Source organism: Mucilaginibacter dorajii, assembly GCF_024808255.1.
GTDB lineage: Bacteria > Bacteroidota > Bacteroidia > Sphingobacteriales > Sphingobacteriaceae > Mucilaginibacter > Mucilaginibacter dorajii.
The window spans coordinates 59,989-76,139 of sequence record NZ_JANTYS010000015.1 but is presented as its reverse complement, the minus strand read 5'-3'; the positions used below and the strand labels follow the sequence as shown (position 1 = coordinate 76,139).

Annotated in this window: 18 protein-coding genes; 7 read left to right on the top strand and 11 right to left on the bottom strand. The window is 41.7% G+C overall.

Going from position 1 to position 16,151, the window contains the following annotated elements:
* Nucleotides 1-19 precede the first annotated feature (19 nt).
* From FHS10_RS19510 to FHS10_RS19470, 9 genes are all read right to left on the bottom strand, one after another.
* The gene (locus tag FHS10_RS19510; protein WP_259093707.1) at nt 20-1,258 is read right to left on the bottom strand and encodes a PP2C family protein-serine/threonine phosphatase; all 1,239 of its coding nucleotides are present in this window, start codon (nt 1,256-1,258) and stop codon (nt 20-22) included.
* A gap of 39 nt (nt 1,259-1,297) precedes the next feature.
* Complete coding sequence (locus FHS10_RS19505) at nt 1,298-2,497, bottom strand: ABC transporter permease (protein WP_259093705.1); 1,200 nt, start codon at nt 2,495-2,497, stop codon at nt 1,298-1,300.
* A 93-nt stretch (nt 2,498-2,590) separates the two neighbouring features.
* Nucleotides 2,591-3,724 (bottom strand): glycosyltransferase family 2 protein, encoded by a 1,134-nt coding sequence (locus FHS10_RS19500; RefSeq protein WP_259093703.1) that lies wholly within the window; start codon nt 3,722-3,724, stop codon nt 2,591-2,593.
* On the bottom strand, nt 3,708-4,547 hold the full coding sequence (locus FHS10_RS19495) for a hypothetical protein (RefSeq protein WP_374759831.1): 840 nt from the start codon (nt 4,545-4,547) through the stop codon (nt 3,708-3,710). The genes FHS10_RS19500 and FHS10_RS19495 overlap by 17 nt, the downstream gene beginning before the upstream one ends.
* Nucleotides 4,548-4,763: 216 nt before the next feature.
* Nucleotides 4,764-5,609 carry a dienelactone hydrolase family protein gene (locus FHS10_RS19490; protein WP_259093698.1) on the bottom strand — a complete coding sequence of 282 codons (846 nt, stop codon included), beginning with the start codon at nt 5,607-5,609 and terminating at the stop codon, nt 4,764-4,766.
* Between the two features lie 149 nt (nt 5,610-5,758).
* The gene (locus tag FHS10_RS19485) at nt 5,759-6,268 is read right to left on the bottom strand and encodes a phosphoribosyltransferase family protein (protein WP_259093696.1); all 510 of its coding nucleotides are present in this window, start codon (nt 6,266-6,268) and stop codon (nt 5,759-5,761) included.
* A gap of 131 nt (nt 6,269-6,399) precedes the next feature.
* Complete coding sequence (locus tag FHS10_RS19480; protein ID WP_259093693.1) at nt 6,400-6,801, bottom strand: hypothetical protein; 402 nt, start codon at nt 6,799-6,801, stop codon at nt 6,400-6,402.
* Between the two features lie 106 nt (nt 6,802-6,907).
* Nucleotides 6,908-7,381: a transcription elongation factor GreA gene (greA, locus tag FHS10_RS19475; RefSeq protein WP_259093691.1), complete on the bottom strand. Its 474-nt coding sequence runs from the start codon at nt 7,379-7,381 to the stop codon at nt 6,908-6,910.
* A 253-nt stretch (nt 7,382-7,634) separates the two neighbouring features.
* Entirely contained in the window at nt 7,635-8,567 is a 933-nt protein-coding gene (locus FHS10_RS19470) for a 2-hydroxyacid dehydrogenase (RefSeq protein ID WP_259093688.1), read from the bottom strand.
* Nucleotides 8,568-8,695: 128 nt separating this feature from the next.
* On the opposite strand from FHS10_RS19470, the gene FHS10_RS19465 reads away from it, so the two are divergent.
* Entirely contained in the window at nt 8,696-9,409 is a 714-nt protein-coding gene (locus FHS10_RS19465) for a hypothetical protein (RefSeq protein ID WP_259093686.1), read from the top strand.
* A 91-nt stretch (nt 9,410-9,500) separates the two neighbouring features.
* A complete protein-coding gene (locus FHS10_RS19460; protein ID WP_259093683.1) occupies nt 9,501-10,055 on the top strand; it encodes an EcsC family protein in 555 nt (184 codons plus the stop codon).
* 59 nt (nt 10,056-10,114) lie between these two features.
* Here the strand turns inward: FHS10_RS19460 and FHS10_RS19455 are convergent, their stop codons facing one another.
* Nucleotides 10,115-12,010 carry a DUF4153 domain-containing protein gene (locus tag FHS10_RS19455; RefSeq protein WP_259093680.1) on the bottom strand — a complete coding sequence of 632 codons (1,896 nt, stop codon included), beginning with the start codon at nt 12,008-12,010 and terminating at the stop codon, nt 10,115-10,117.
* Nucleotides 12,011-12,152: 142 nt separating this feature from the next.
* Between FHS10_RS19455 and FHS10_RS19450 the strand changes: the two genes are divergently transcribed.
* The 5 genes from FHS10_RS19450 to FHS10_RS19430 all read left to right on the top strand — a co-directional run bounded on the left by FHS10_RS19450 (nt 12,153) and on the right by FHS10_RS19430 (nt 14,742).
* Nucleotides 12,153-13,136: a pyruvate dehydrogenase complex E1 component subunit beta gene (locus FHS10_RS19450; protein ID WP_259093678.1), complete on the top strand. Its 984-nt coding sequence runs from the start codon at nt 12,153-12,155 to the stop codon at nt 13,134-13,136.
* Between the two features lie 120 nt (nt 13,137-13,256).
* The gene (locus FHS10_RS19445; RefSeq protein WP_310504195.1) at nt 13,257-13,475 is read left to right on the top strand and encodes a zinc ribbon domain-containing protein YjdM; all 219 of its coding nucleotides are present in this window, start codon (nt 13,257-13,259) and stop codon (nt 13,473-13,475) included.
* Between the two features lie 69 nt (nt 13,476-13,544).
* Nucleotides 13,545-13,796, top strand: a complete 252-nt coding sequence (locus FHS10_RS19440; RefSeq protein WP_259093675.1) for a hypothetical protein — start codon at nt 13,545-13,547, stop codon at nt 13,794-13,796.
* Nucleotides 13,789-14,109: a type II toxin-antitoxin system PemK/MazF family toxin gene (locus FHS10_RS19435; RefSeq protein ID WP_259093673.1), complete on the top strand. Its 321-nt coding sequence runs from the start codon at nt 13,789-13,791 to the stop codon at nt 14,107-14,109. Before FHS10_RS19440 ends, FHS10_RS19435 begins: the two co-directional genes overlap by 8 nt.
* A 117-nt stretch (nt 14,110-14,226) precedes the next feature.
* On the top strand, nt 14,227-14,742 hold the full coding sequence (locus FHS10_RS19430) for a hypothetical protein (protein WP_259093670.1): 516 nt from the start codon (nt 14,227-14,229) through the stop codon (nt 14,740-14,742).
* Nucleotides 14,743-14,943: 201 nt separating this feature from the next.
* Here FHS10_RS19430 and prfA read toward each other — a convergent pair whose 3' ends face one another.
* A complete protein-coding gene (gene prfA, locus FHS10_RS19425; protein WP_259093667.1) occupies nt 14,944-16,017 on the bottom strand; it encodes a peptide chain release factor 1 in 1,074 nt (357 codons plus the stop codon).
* Nucleotides 16,018-16,151: the final 134 nt, after the last annotated feature.

Genomic DNA, 16,151 nt, shown 5'->3' with positions numbered 1-16,151 from the left:
TAGTGGGAATTAGTGTGTATTAAAATATCCGCAACGTAAGCAACGTGATATCATCAATAGGTTTGCTTTTGTGTACCAGGTTCAAATGATCTAAAAGTGCGTCGTTGAAATTATCGGGCGACATATGGCCGTTAGCTTTCACAAAATCGAGCAACTTGTCCTCATTCCAAACCCGGGTGCTGGTCGATTCAAAATCCATTAGTCCATCGGTGTAGTTTACAACAAGGCTGCCCGGCTCCATATCTATTTCGCCTTCATTTAAAAAGGGGAGTTCTTCAAAAACACCTATCATGGTGGTACCCAGCTTTAGCGGTACAGCTTCGCCATTTGAATAAAGTATAGTTGGGTTATGGCCGGCGTTGATGTAATTGAGCTTGCGTTTTTTTTCGTTATAGCGGGCCAGGAAAAGAGTGATAAAGCGTTCGCCTTTGGTATTGTTGAGTACAATTTTGTTAAGGCGGTCAATGATATTGGTCAGATCATCCTCTACCGCAGCCCAGGCATGCAAACTGGCCTGGAAATTGGCCATCAATAAAGCTGCCGAGATCCCTTTCCCCGAAACATCGGCAATACACCACAAAAATTCGTTTTCATTAAGGCGGATAAAATCAAAATAGTCGCCGCCGATGTTTTGATGCGGGAGATATTTTGCGCCTATTTCTACCGCGTCATCTTTATGCATCCGCATTGGGATCAGCATATTCTGCACCTCAACAGCCAGCTCCATTTCTCGCTGGAAACGTTCGGATTGTAAACGCTCGCGGAACAGTTTTTTATTTTCCAACGCTACAATGATCACATTCATCAGGGTTTGAATAAAATTAAGATCATTGCTCAGCATCTCGCCCGATGTATTGAAATCACCAATAAGGGCGTAGGCCAGCGCGCGGCTTTTATGGTAAATGGGAATAAAATAATTGTATTTGCTTAAGGTGCCATCTTCGTGATCAGCTATGGAAGTAGGAGATTTTACTTTACTTAACTTATTACAAGCCTTGCTCAGTACAATGGCCGATTCCATATCGCCACCGTATTTAGAAATGCACACGAATTTATTGTCTTTTTCTATCAAAAAACGAAGCTTGCCAACCTGCAGATAATTTTGCAGGATAACCTCAAGCATTTGAATGAGTATGGGAGTAGCGGTATTTTTATTAATAGCACGGGTAATCTCCAATAAGGAGTTCAACTCCGACTGTCGTTTAAGCAACAGCCTGATTAATTCGTCTTCGCCAGAACTATCGTCGTTGTATTGCATTCGTTATTAGTACGCCTGACTAAAGTAAAAAAAATATTTTCAAATGCGTGTACTTTGTGATTTTATATCGAACGCATCGCGCAGCACTATAGTAACCAGGTTAAAGGCATATACCAATAGCATAATGGCTAAACCCGGAATGATGGCAAGATAAGCCGAATCCATCACAATATAGCCATAATGTTCTTTTATCATTGCGCCCCAGGTGGGCATTGGCGGTTGGGCCCCAAAACCAAGGAAGCTAAGCCCCGCTTCAAGTAGTATAGCCGATGCGAAATTTGACGACGCCAGCACCAGCATCGGCCCGGTAATATTGGGTAAAATGTGTTTGGTAATAATGCGGGTATTGTTGAAGCCAAGCGCCCGGGCAGCTTCGATATATTCTACCTGCTTTAGGCTCATCACCTGTCCCCTAACAAGCCGGCCAACCTCAACCCACATAGATAGGCCTACAGCTATAAATATCTGCCACAGACCTTTACCTAATGCGAATGATATGGCAATAACCAGCAACAGGGCGGGCAGGCTCCATAATATATTCATTACCCAGCTTAAGGCGGCATCTATCCATCCACCAAAATAGCCGGCAATGGAGCCTATAGTTACGCCTAACAGCATGCTGATGATAACGGCCATTAACCCAACCGAAAGCGATACGCGTGTGCCCAACAGCAAGCGGCTTAACAAATCGCGGCCATAAATATCGGTACCCAGCCAGTAGGTCTTGGTGACAATCTGTTCGTTTTTAATCCTATCGCTGAAACTTTTGTATATCTCTGCGCTTTTTTCGCAGCTTAGTGTTGGGTTCAGTAATACTTTATTGAAATGGTATCGTGGCTTAACACCGGTCACCACCTCAAAAATGTTATAAGCTTTTTGATCGGGTTTATCCTCGTTGCCAATGTATTCGTTTACGTGGATAGAATCCTGCTTAAAATAATAACCGGTTATTGGGATCTCGCGGTAAAAAGAGGGCTGACCGAAAAGCATCCGGCCAAAAAAGCCTATTGTATCAACCGGCTCGCTTTTACGGATGCGTAGCATCGTAAATTTAGCGCCGGGCTTTTTGATGCTCAGCTGTATGATCATGTTATTGGCGCGTGGTGTTTGATCGGGCATTACCAGGTAGCCCAATATGGCCACAAGCAGGGTAAGGGCGATAAATAACAGCCCTGCCAGGGCGATTTTGTTACGCTTAAAGGCGTTCCACGTTCTTTGTGAGGGGGTAAGCTGGGCCAATAGTTAGTTTGCTGTTGGCTAAATATCGCTTAAATAGGTACAATAACCAATTGCAGGCATACAAATTACATTGATATTAAAAAGCAACGATACTTACCTAACCTCCCTGCCTTTCCACTGGTACTTCTTATTGCTGCCTATAAGACCCATATAGGCCAGGTAAACTACATGCACAGGTATGGTAATAACCAGCAGGCTTACCAGGTAACTGCGCCTGAAAAATGAGGTAACGGGAATGAGGAACAAAGCTTCAAATAAATATTTTAATAGAAACTGTACCGCGAAAAGTTTTAATATATCAATAAAGAACAGGCCCAGTAGAAAGTTAAGTAACATGGATACGTTAAACAGCCAGAAGATAAGACCGATGATCACTATCTTTTTATCCTTGTATACCGTAAATTTAGAAGCCCATCGTTTACGCTGCTGCATAAACTCTTTTAAATTGGGCTTAGCATGGGTATAAACTATAGCATCTGTTTGTTTGATAAAACCAATGCGACCGGGATACCGCACCGCCACTTTTTGCAGCAATAATTCATCGTCGCCAGAGGCCAGCTGATCAATCCCTTTAAAACCGCCAACTTCGTTAAATACATCCTTGCGATAGGCCATGTTGGCCCCATTGCAGGTTGATGCCCTGCCATTTCCTATAAATGCCGCGCCAATGCCTATCAAGTACGAAAACTCCAACGTTTGCATCAATTCAAAAACCGACTTCTCCTGGAAAAAAGTAACCGGGGATGATATTAGTACCGGTTTTTCGGTTTCGTAATAACTTACAATGGTTGAGATCCATTTGCTGTTCATCCGGCAATCGGCATCTGTAGCTACCATTAATTCGCCGGTAGATAATTGGATGGCCTCGGTTATAGCTTTCTTTTTATAAGAGTTTAATGGCTGATCCTCATTGAGCTTAAGTAAAGTGATTCCCTGATCGGCAAAGCTGGCAATAATGGCCGCGGTATCATCGGTGGAGTGATCATCTACGATAATAACTTCAAGCAGGTGTTTGGGATAGTCCTGGGCCAGGATATCGCCAATTGTTAAGTGAATGCTTTCGGCCTCGTTACGGGCGGCCACAAGAATGGTAACCCTTGTGTTGAATGGTACCTTGTTTACCGGTGTTATAGTTTTTATACTAAACCATCCCTTTATAAGGTAAACAACAAACACCAGGTAAATACCGGTAAACGATAAGGATATGATACTAAGCAGTGCGATCAAAGAATTTGAGTTTTAAAACGAATAAAGAGCCTAAAATAGCCGGAATAATTAAATTAATAAGCCAAATAGAGGATACCCCTGCAATTACGGCCAGTTTTTGATCGGTTATATAAACAAACAAGTGGGCCGCCGTAAAGCCACGCACACCAATATCAAACAAATCAAGCGAGGGAACAAGCGCCGAAATCAACAAAAACAGCATCAACATCATAAACATTTGAAACACCAGCATTTGGGGCACCAGCATCTGAAAAACAAGGTAATACTGCATTGAAAAAGTAAGGTATCTTGCCAGGCTAAAGCCCATTATCCTTATCAGTTCATTTGTTTTATAGCGCCCTAAAACCTCAAAAAAGCGGTGGTATTTACGGATAAAGCCAATTTTGTCAAATATCGTAACCATCCATTTGATATGGAAGTATATCACAAGCTGTATTGTTGCCAAAATGGCGCAAACCAATATTATTGTTGAATATATCCAAACCTTATCATGTATAAAGTTGAATGCAAACCAGATCATCGAGATTACCCCCAAAACGTTGGTTACCAACCCCTGGCTAAATGAACCTACCCCCATGGCAAATATGCCGGGAATACGTTTGCGGTTGGGTAAAAACATTACGCGGCCGCCATATTCGCCAATACGGTTTGGTGTGGTAACAGCCCAGGTAAGGCCACAAAATACAGCTTCAACGGCTTCCCATAATGTGAGGTTAACCAGTGTTTTGCTAACGTAACGCCACTTTAAGGCCTCCAAAAACCAGTTTACAAACATAAGCAGTACAACCACCACCATGGTTAATATCACTTTAGTTGCACTCAAGTTTGATGCTAAGTGCTCAAACTCCTTTAAGTCGTTGTTTTTTTTGGAAAACTGCCGGTAAATGAACCATGCAGCGACAATCAATATACCGGCCTTAAGTAAAAACGAAACAATTTTTTTGGCAGACGAAGTCAATAAAGTAAAATTTACGCAATAGTACAAAAAAATGGGGCAAGGATTAACTTGCCCCATATAACGTAATACCGTTCCTTTTGTTTACTTTAATCTTGCTTTAAAAAACGAAATGGTGTTTGCATAAGCATCTTTAGTGGCATCGCTGCTGTAGGCCGGGTTGCTTGGGTTAGCAAAACCATGATCGGCGTCGTATTGATGCAGGTATAATTTTTTACCTGCGGCTTTCATATCTGCATCAAATTTACCCACTACTTTAGGGTTAATCCATTGATCTTTATTGGCAAAATTACCCAACACATCGCCATTTAAGGTTTTTAGGCGGGCAACATCCTGCTCGGGCATCCCATAGTACATTACCGTACCCACCAATTTTTTGCCGGCTAACAAACCGGTTTGCAAACTCCAGCCACCGCCAAAGCACCAGCCAATGGTTGCTATATGTGCTTTTGGCCCGGCGTAAGCAAGGGCGCCATTGATGATAGCTTTTGCCCTATCCTCATTAACAGCCTGCATCAATTTACCGGCATCCTGGGGAGTGGTAGCTACTTTGCCATCGTAAAGATCAAGATCAATAACGTTTACATTGCCCAGGTCGTTATAGATCTTTTCCGACTCGCGTTTTACATAATCGTTAAGTCCCCACCATTCGTGAATTACCAGGATGTAGTTATTGGTGGGTGTTTTAGCTTTTAGTAAATAAGCTGTTGACTCTTTACCATCGGCGGTTTTGTAGGTGATGTTGCTGCCGATGCTGCTTTGAAAACGGATAGGCAGCGGTTTTAAATGCGCCATCTTAAAGCCTGGGTTTGAGGCCAGCATGGCAAAACGTTGCGTTGCCGATGGATTGCTGCAGCAAACTACCTTGCGTTGGGCATAGGTAAATGCGCTAATGCCTATAAATAGGGTCAGGAGGATTAGTTTTTTCATGAATTGTTGTTTGATGATTTAAATGTATAACAAATACGCCGCAAAAATGATTTGCGTTGCCTGTATTTAAGCTTAAAGCAGCATGCTTAAGGCTTAAAGCTGTTTTGGGGTAGATGAACGTTTTATATTAGGGCTTAAAACCAGTGTGGTTACCTTAAATAAACGGCATCTTCCTGGCCTTCTTCGTCAAGCACTACATCTACATGTTCTTTAATTACGGTAGATAGGGCCATGCCGGCAAAATCGGTGGTTACAGGGAAACTTTTGTGGTTACGATCTATCAATATGGCCGTACGCAATTTTTTCAAAGGCACATCCAGGAAAACGCCAAAGCCATAGGCCAGTGTTTTACCGCTATTGAGTACATCATCAACCAATATCACCACTTTATTGCTACAATCATTCACATCAAAATCAATATTGGCCTGCAGGCTGCTGCTTTGTTTATCTAACTGGATGGTTAATAGTTTGCTTTTAAAGGGGGCTATTTGATCCAATATGACTTTTAGCCTACTGGCAATATGATTGCCGCGTGGCAATATACCGGCTATAATGATCTCTTCCTCGTCGAAATTATCTTCCAGGATCTGGTAAGCCATCCGATCAAGCTTTTGCTGGATCTGCTGCTGGTTCAATATCAGGAGTTTCTTTTCAGACATGGAGTAGGAATTTGTTGGAAAGTTGTAATGTTGAAACGTTGTAATGCTGTTTTTATGCTGTAAATATACGAGTACATTTTAACCTTACAACATTGTAACATTTCAACATTACAACCCACTCCAACAACATTTTATTTTTTATAAGGCACGTACACAAAGTTTGCGCCCTCTGGTACAACTACAAAAACGCACATAAATTCGTTGGGGTTTTTGTAGCTTTTAATAAAGCGGTCTTTTAGCTCGGGTTTGATCACACCGCGTTCGGTAAATTCTTCAAGGGTTGAGGCATGGATGCTCCATTCAGAGTTCAGATCATGCCTGTCTAAAATCACCTCGCCTAATTTTACCTCATGCTGATGGGCTACAAAAATAGGGTACGATGACAGGCCTTCCACCATAATCTCGATGGCTACCTCCTGTATGGAGTCTTTAAAAAACTTAAGTTCCCGCTCTAAACTCAGCAGCGGGCTATCCTTAGCGGCGGCCTTTTGCTGGTCGTCATTACCTTCATTTAAAAGATCTTCGGGTTGCATATAACACGATTAACAAGATTTGAAAATGATTGAAGGATTATAACCAGGCGGCTACTTAATCCTAAATCATTTTCAAATCTTCAAATACTCAAATTTTCAAATTAAATTATCGGCTGATTTCCAGGATCTCGAACTCTATTTTACCGGCGGGAACCATGATCTCAATTTTTTCGCCTACTTTTTTGCCCAATAAACCTTTGGCTATTGGCGATGCTACAGATATTTTGCCGGTTTTCATATCTGCTTCGCTCTCGGCTACCAGCTGGTAGCTCATGGTTGCATCGTTTTTAAGGTTTTTTATCTTTACGATAGATAATGCCAGTACTTTTGATGTATCCAGTTTAGATTCATCAAGCAAGCGGGCATTGGCCAGTACTTCCTGCATTTGCGAAATTTTGGCTTCGTGCAAGCCCTGTGCTTCTTTTGCTGCATCGTATTCGGCGTTTTCAGATAAGTCGCCTTTATCCCGAGCCTCTGCAATTTGTTTTGATATATCTGAGCGACCGGTTGTTTTCAACCTTTGTAATTCTTCTTTTAATTTTTCTAAACCATCTTTGGTAAAGTATGATACCTCTGCCATAACACCTAAATTAATTATTGTTTATTCTATTGGTTGTACAAAAAAAACCGCCCTCCCTTTTTTAAGAAGGACGCAATGACCATAAAAACAAACAAGACTATAGGGCCTATGCCACATAGTCTTGCTTTGATTAAAACGAAGATAAGGGAATTAAGTTTTAATATGCAAATTTATTTGCCTGCGGCGGTTCATGGATCATGGTTAATAGTTCATGGCTAAAAAGAAAGGGGACACTGCCATGAACAATGAACCATTAACCATGAACTAAAGAAACCAGCTTCTCCGCCATTACTTCACTTATCTTGCGGTATGAGTCGAACGTCCAGCCGGCAACGTGGGGGCTTAGGATAACTTTGCCGCTTTGTCGCAACTCTTCGTACCAGGCCTGCTCGGCAAGGGTTGGAAATTTTTCTACTTCTAACACATCAAGACCTGCACCTAATATTTTGCCTTCTTTAATAGCTTTCAATACAGCGCTTACCTTGGCCGTTTTACCACGGGAGGTATTGATAAAAAATATAGGCTTTTTAAAGTGGAACAGGTATTCGTCATCTATCAGTCCGTTGGTTTCGTTGGTAAGGGGTACGTGTACGCTTACCACATCGCTTAGCTTTACAATTTGCTCCATACTCACCTCGCGGGCATAGCGGTCGCTAAAGCCGGTTTTATATTTATCAAAAGCGATCACATCAACCTGGAAACCCGATAATTTACGGGCAAAGCTATGTCCCATATGGCCGTAACCAATAATGCCCACGGTTTTACCCTTAAGCTCATAACCCCGGTTGCCTTCTCGTTCCCACTTGCCATGCCTGATCTCGGCATCGCCCCGGTTAAAATTATTCATCAGCGAAAGCAAAAGGCCTATGGCGTGCTCGCCTACCGCGTCAGAATTGCCCTCGGGTGCGTTGATAAGCGTAATGCCTTTTTGCGCCGCGTAGGCTTCATCAATATTATCCATACCGGCACCTGCCCTGCAAACAAACCGCAGGTTGGTGGCCGCATCTAAAACTTTTTTATCTACCTGGAATTTTGAGCGGATCACCAACCCGGCGTAATCGCCAATGATCTGTATCGCTTCTTCTGTTTTTATGGTTGGCCTATAATCACAAGTGTACCCTTTGGCTTCGGCCTGTTCCATAAATATGGGGTGCACATCGTCAACAATAAGAATGTTATTTTTCAACTGAACTGTATGTTTTAATAAACGGCAAATTTACAAACCCAGGCGCTATTAATGAGTTGTATTTTAATTGTTTTGATCATTTTTACGCTTCAAATATATTTACTGAACTTTTTAAGCATCAATATTTTATGGAAAAGCTGGCAAAGCAAGTCAAAATTTTAAAAGCACTGGTTATTGTATTAACTATAATAGTGCTGGCATTTATAGCTATGATGACCCGCTTACTGAATAATAACAATCATTTTAAACTACTCACTGCCGAGCGGGTGGACATTGTAGAACCCGATGGCAAAATTCGCATGACTATAAGCAACCGTGAAAGTCAGCACCCCGGCACTATTGACGGTAAGGTGCTGCCTAAACGCGACAGGCCGGCCGGTATGATATTTTTTAATGATGATGGCGATGAATGCGGCGGGCTGGTTTATGACGGGGATAAAAAAAGCGCCAGCATGACCTATTCCATTGATCAATACCATAATGACCAAATTATGCACCTGGAATACAGCCAGGACAACGCTGGAGTAAAACCACAAAGGAGTTATGGCTTAAAACTTTGGGATAAATACGATGAATTCACAACCACAAATCTGATGGCTTATGTTGATTCGCTTCATAAACTTAACGATACCAAAGCCTATAATGCAGGCATTCAAAAACTAAAAGCATCGGGCAGGCTAACAAACGAACGCTTATTTGTAGGTAAAAATAAGGAGGGCGAAGTAGGTTTATTTTTGCGGGATGCTAAAGGGCGTGCACGATTAAAGATATACATAAACCAACAAAACCAACCGGTTATGGAAACGCTTGATGAAAAAGGGCAAGTGATAGCATCACGGTAAAAGCTGCTATTTTTGATGTTTTATAAACTGGCACGGGAATAGCTAACTATATGTTAGGTCTTTAAGACTCACGTATATTAATTGCCATACCATGAAATCATTAAAACAAATAGGTACAGATATAAAACAGTACTCAGATCACCTTGCCCATGACGGCTTTAAACAGGTATTTGACCATATAGACCAGCTGAAGATCAAAAACGGCGTTGATAAGCTTGGATTAGATAAATTTATTAACCAATGCGCCATCATGGCAGCCGGCACCGGAGCCATATCAGGTAGCGGCGGTATTTTAACCATGGTAGTTGGCATGCCTGTTGATATGGTTAACCTGATAACCCAACAGTTTAGGGTTACCATGGCTATTATGTACTACAATCGCGGCAGTTATCAAATGGGTTTCGACGAGTTTATTAAATTGGTTGCTATATCATTCAAGGTAGAAACCGGTGTAGCCATCACCAAAACCATGATGGAAAGTATAGCCGAAAAGGTTATCCTCAACTTAGGTGTACGCACCGCCGAACGCCTTGTACCCGTAGTGGGCGCGGTTATTGGTGGTACTACCAATTATATTTTTATTAAACGCATGGCCAAATCTGTTAAAGACATTCAGCTGGAGCCGGTGGTGATCAGGGTGAATTAAACAGACTTGCGACGAAAAAGGCGATGAGTAAACCCCATCGCCTTTTTTATTGATTGCCGTTATTTCCGTTTTATGTAATAGGCAAATCCAATATTGGGATAGTTGGGGTTGGCGTTTTCTATTTTTTTTTCGCCAGATACGGTCATGCTTTCTATCACCAATAGTACGTCGAAACCTCGGCCTTGTTTGGCGATTTCTAACATTTCCACGGGTACTTTATAGGTATTTTGGTAATCATATTCCTGGCTTTCCTGTTTATAACGGTCCATTTTTTTCAAATTCTTTAAAAAACCATCCGCCAGGCCTGCAATATCAAATCTGAAGGTTTCGTTGTTTATTTTCAAAATGTATACCTTGTTGTTAATCGTTTTAGAGTTCATGATTATGCCATCAACCTTGTCAGAAAGACTATCGGTAAGATAGCCTGGATCAAAAGCAAAATCATAACCTTTAATATTCCTTATTTTATTGGCAGCAATAAATTCATATTGATTTATGACTCTTTCGGCTTTATTATACCAGGTGTCAAAATGATGCAGTCCAAGGTATTTGCGAATCCACTCGTACTTAGCTTCCCGCAATTCGTAACGACTGATCATGATATCGCTTTTGGGATTACCGGTTAATTTGCCAAGTGAATCGTTAACTAATGTGAGGTCTTTTTTAATATAGGGCTGTAATGGCGAAAGATCATATTTAAACACAAAATAATTCAATTGCGCCACCGCTTCGCTGGCTGCTTTAGGGTCAACGTGGGTACTGTCAATTGGCGCAAACAGCCCCTGTTTTAAAGCATTATGCTTTTCAAAAAACTTAATAATGATTCTCCTCTGTGAGTACATACTTACCGAAAACGCGCTTTGCGGCCCGTAAACAGACAACAACGTAAGTACGCAAAGTGATATCGGGATCAGTTTTATATTTTGCTTTTTGAAGGCTAAAAAATAAACAGAGATAAACAATAGCCAGCAGGCCAAAACAATCAAAAAGTATCGCCATTCGGTGATGCCGTACTTAAATACCCTTGCGCCAACAGCCACAAATAGCAAGCCCAGCAGCGGCACCATTAAAAAGTAGAAGCTGCGGGCATAGGTTTTAAGCCATTTATTACCATCATGCTCTCTTATGGGATAAACAAGCAATAGGGAAAGGATGCCGAATACGGCATAGCTTAATATCAGATCAGATACCAGGCCTTTGGGTAAACTCCATTGAATTAATATTTTAACCTCGTAGGCCAGCAGGATAAGCACATAAATGGTAGATAACGGGATGAGCACATATTGGGTGAATATTTTAAGCGCTTTAGGGTAGCTTAAATCCTCATCAAGTGCGGCGGTATTAATAGGTACGCCCGCTAAAAAGAACGTAGTGGTAAACATGCCCACTATCCAAACCCATAATATGACGTAAGTATCCCATTCGAAATTAAAGTTGAATAGAAAGTTGGTAGCGCCTATGGCCGCCGCGATACCTAAAAACAATACCACGCCATATAGTACGCTGGTTAAAAAGCGTAAAAACAGGGTTTTATTAAATTGCCAGAAACCGTTTACCTGGCCTTTACCCGTAAACGCGGCAAACGCCACTAATAAGTGAAAGGCAAGGGATAGCAGGAAAAAGCGGATATAATCTGCCTCGCGAGCGGTAGGGTCAATAATAAAAATGAGCGATGATGCAAAAATGGCAGCGCCCAGTTTTATAAGAAAAGAATTACGCTTTGACATTGCCCGGCTTTGCGTAAACAACGTAGCCGAAAGACTAAGCAGCAAGCCCAGGTTGGCCGTCATTGCCATCCGCATCAGCCAGCCTTCGTCAATGCGGTTTAAATGTTTTAGCTCTACCTCAATAGTGCCGGCTATGGTACCTGCCAGGGCAAATAACAATTCAAACGGGTAACGTTTTAGCGTGGATAAAAAGCCTTCGGCAAGTGTTTTGATGGATGGGAATCGCATTATGATACAGGTTTATATTGGCAATGTAAGCACAATTTGTAAAATATCTGTATTAAAACGCAAAGTGTAAAGGGTACAATTGCATTTAACACATTAGTGTTTATATTTGCGTTCGCAAAAAACATCATATTGATATAATATAATGAGAGAAATACAATTCAGAGAAGCGCTACGTGAGGCCATGGTCGAAGAAATGCGCAACGACGGAAATATATACCTGATGGGTGAAGAGGTTGCCGAATACAATGGTGCCTACAAAGTAAGCCAGGGTATGCTTGATGAGTTTGGTGCTAAACGCGTTATTGATACGCCCATCTCTGAATTAGGCTTTGCCGGTATCGGCATTGGCTCGGCCATGAATGGTTTACGCCCTATCATCGAGTTCATGACCTTTAACTTTTCGTTGGTGGCCATTGACCAGATCATCAACGGCGCCGCCAAGATTATGTCAATGAGCGGTGGCCAGTTTTCGGTGCCAATCGTTTTTCGTGGCCCAACCGGTAACGCGGGGATGCTTAGCTCACAACACTCACAGTGTTTTGAAAACTGGTATGCCAATTGCCCGGGCTTAAAAGTGGTTGTTCCATCAAACCCTTATGATGCAAAAGGTCTTTTAAAATCGGCAATACTTGATCCGGATCCGGTTATTTTCATGGAATCTGAAGTGATGTATGGTGATAAAGGCGAAGTGCCGGAAGAAACTTACTATATCCCATTGGGTAAAGCTAAAGTTGTATCTGAAGGTACCGATGTAACTTTGGTAGGGTTTGGTAAAATTATGAAAGTAGTTATCGCTGCAGCTGCCGAACTTGAAAAAGAAGGCATTCATGCTGAAGTGATCGATTTACGTACCGTTCGTCCTATTGATTACGATACGGTTATTGCATCGGTTAAAAAAACAAACCGTTTGGTAATTGTTGAAGAAAGCTGGCCTTTAGGTTCAATTGCTACCGAGGTTGCTTTTAAAGTACAAAAAGACGCTTTTGATTACCTTGATGCGCCTATCCTGCGTATTATGGGTGGCGACGTTCCATTACCTTATGCCCCAACTTTAATCCAGGAATACCTGCCAAACCCGTCAAGGGTTGTTAAAGCGGTTAAAGAGGTAATGTACGTTACTAAATAATAACACGATTTAAGGATTTAGCAGGATATACAGGATTTATGCCTGTTGGCTGCAGAATTTCAAACAGATACTAAAGGGCCCGGTAATTTATCGGGCTCTTTCATTTTATTAAAACTCCCCATGGAAACATCAAACGTAAAAGACAGCAACGGTAATATCCTTAACGATGGCGATTCGGTAACGCTGATCAAAAGCCTGAAAGTTAAAGGCGGCGGTGTAACGCTAAAACAGGGTACGCTGGTAAAAAAAATCCGCCTTACAGATGACGACAAAGAAGTTGATTGCAAAATTGACGGTATGAGCATTGTGCTTAAAACCGAGTTTTTGAAGAAAAGGTAGGGCTGTAACATTAGAGTCAAAAGCTTCGCCAAGATAATAGACTTAGTTTGTTTACACAATTTCTTATATTTGAGTATAAACTACCGGATTATGACCAAACAGGCTATTATTGAACGCACAGTGAAGGCAATTAACCAGCTGCCGGAAGACAAGGCAGAAGAGATCTCTGATTTTGCCGATTTTGTAAGTAAGCGATACGAGGAAAATCAACTAACCCAAGGCATTCAGAAGTTGACTGCTGATAGCGTAGTCTTTGACTTTTTAAATGACGAAGAAGAATTATATTCCGTAGCAGATTTAAAAGAAGTTTACAATGGCTAAGGGAGACATTGTACTTATTACATTCCCATTTACAGATTTGAGCGGCAGTAAATTAAGGCCAGCGGTTGTGCTTGCAGACACCGCTCTTGATTTAACTGTTTGTTTTATTACAACACAAATCGGCTGGCAGGAAACAACAGACGTTATGCTAATGCCATCAGTGTTAAATGGATTGAGGAAGCAATCCCTTATAAGAACAGGTAAAATTGCCACTCTCGGTAGGTTATTAGCCAAAGGGCTTTTAGGCAGACTATCTACAGCCGAACTTATCGATGTAGATAATAAACTCAAAATAATATTTCAACTGCCCTAATATCGCTTATCTTGTAAAATCAATATAGTCTTTTTGTCATAACTAAGATGATATAATGAGCTGATAGATGGGCTTTATATATAAATTACCTATTTTAGGCGCACAAATATCAACATTATGCAAAACTCCCGTTTTAAAGGTTTAAAAGCCTTTGTTTTGATAGCACTTGCCTGTACTATAGGCAGCAAAGCTTTTGCCCAAACCAAACCGGCAACTACTCCCGCGGCCGGCACAGCTACAAAAGCACCGGCAGCAGCTGTTATAACCGGTCCCACTACCTTGATTGAAAAGTTTTTTAAAAACTACGATAAAGAGAGCACCACCAGGGCAATGATGGATATCTTTAAAACCAACCCGCTTATCGACTCTAACAGCCTGGTGAAGCTGATTACCAAGATAGATACCACCCGCAGCATTATAGGTCCCTATTTAGGTAAAGAACTTATTGTACAACGTAAGGCATCAAACAGTCTGATACTATACAGCTACCTGGTAAAACACCAAAACCAACCGCTTAGGTTCACCTTTATGTTTTACAAGCCAAAAAACGATTGGGTAATTTATCGCCTCTATTTCGATGACTCCGTAAGCAGCGAACTGGAACAATCGGCCAAGATCACGGGAAAACCCTGATTGGGACTTGCGGACTTTTTGGATTATGGGACTGTTGGACTATGAGAACTTAGACATCAGATAGATAAAGTTCTATATACATAAAAGCAAAACGGGCAGGGATATAATCCACTGCCCGTTTTACTTTCTATAACCTCATTAAGCTGTTTTTTCTTTTCCTATAGTCCAACAGTCCTATAGTCTCATCGTCCAAAAATCCCCTTAAACTACTGTTCCTTCTTTTAGTTTCTCGGCGTTTTCTGCAAATTGGAGGGCTTCCATAATTTCCTGAAGGTCGCCGTTGAGTACGCCGGGCAGGTTATAAATGGTAAGACCGATGCGGTGCTCGGTTAAGCGGCCTTGTGGGTAGTTATAGGTACGTACCTTGGCCGATCTATCGCCGGTTGATACCATGGTTTTGCGTTTTTTAGAGGTTTCTTCCAGGTGCTTTTGCAGCTCCATTTCATAGACCCTTGAACGCAATACCTGTAGTGCTTTATCGTAGTTTTTTAACTGCGACTTTTGATCCTGGCATTGTGCCACAATACCCGTAGGTAAGTGGGTTAAACGCACAGCCGAGTAAGTTGTATTTACCGACTGACCACCCGGACCAGACGCGCAGAACAAATCCTTACGGATATCGCTCACCTGCAAATCAATATCAAACTCATCAACCTCTGGCAATACCACTACAGATGCAGCCGATGTATGTACGCGACCCTGGGTTTCGGTATCCGGCACACGTTGTACACGGTGTACACCCGATTCGTATTTTAAATTGCCATATGCGTCCTCGGCGTTTACGTTAAATACAATCTCCTTGTAACCACCGCTTGTGCCTTCGGTGTAGTCAACCAGTTCGGTTTTCCAGCCGCGGCGCTCGCAATAGCGCATGTACATACGGTAAAGATCGCCGGCAAACAAAGCGGCTTCATCACCACCGGTACCACCACGGATCTCGATCATCGCGTTTTTAGAATCTTCCGGATCTTTAGGGATCAGCATTAAACGGATCAGCTCTTCTTTTTCTTCCTGTTGGGTAAGTAATTCGTCGAGTTCCATTTTGGCCATTTCGCGAAACTCTTCGTCTTTCTCGTTAGCCAGGATGTCTTTATTGGTATCGATATTGCTCATGATGTTGCGGTAAATGTTATACTCGTCAACAATTTTGGCCAAATCCTTATATTCTTTATTCAGCTGGGCAAAACGTTTCATATCCTGCATAACCTCAGGATTGCTCAATTCGCCTTCAACGGTTTTCCAACGTTGAAATATCAGTTCTAATTTCTCTAACATATTATATATTCAAAAGTTAATCAAAGCAGCTTTAATTAACGTTGGGCCGGCTCGGGAAAGGTGTTAGTTTTCAGTCGGTTTACAGGCTTGCTTTAAAAAACGCACAAAAATACGCATTTTCAGGCATATATTTT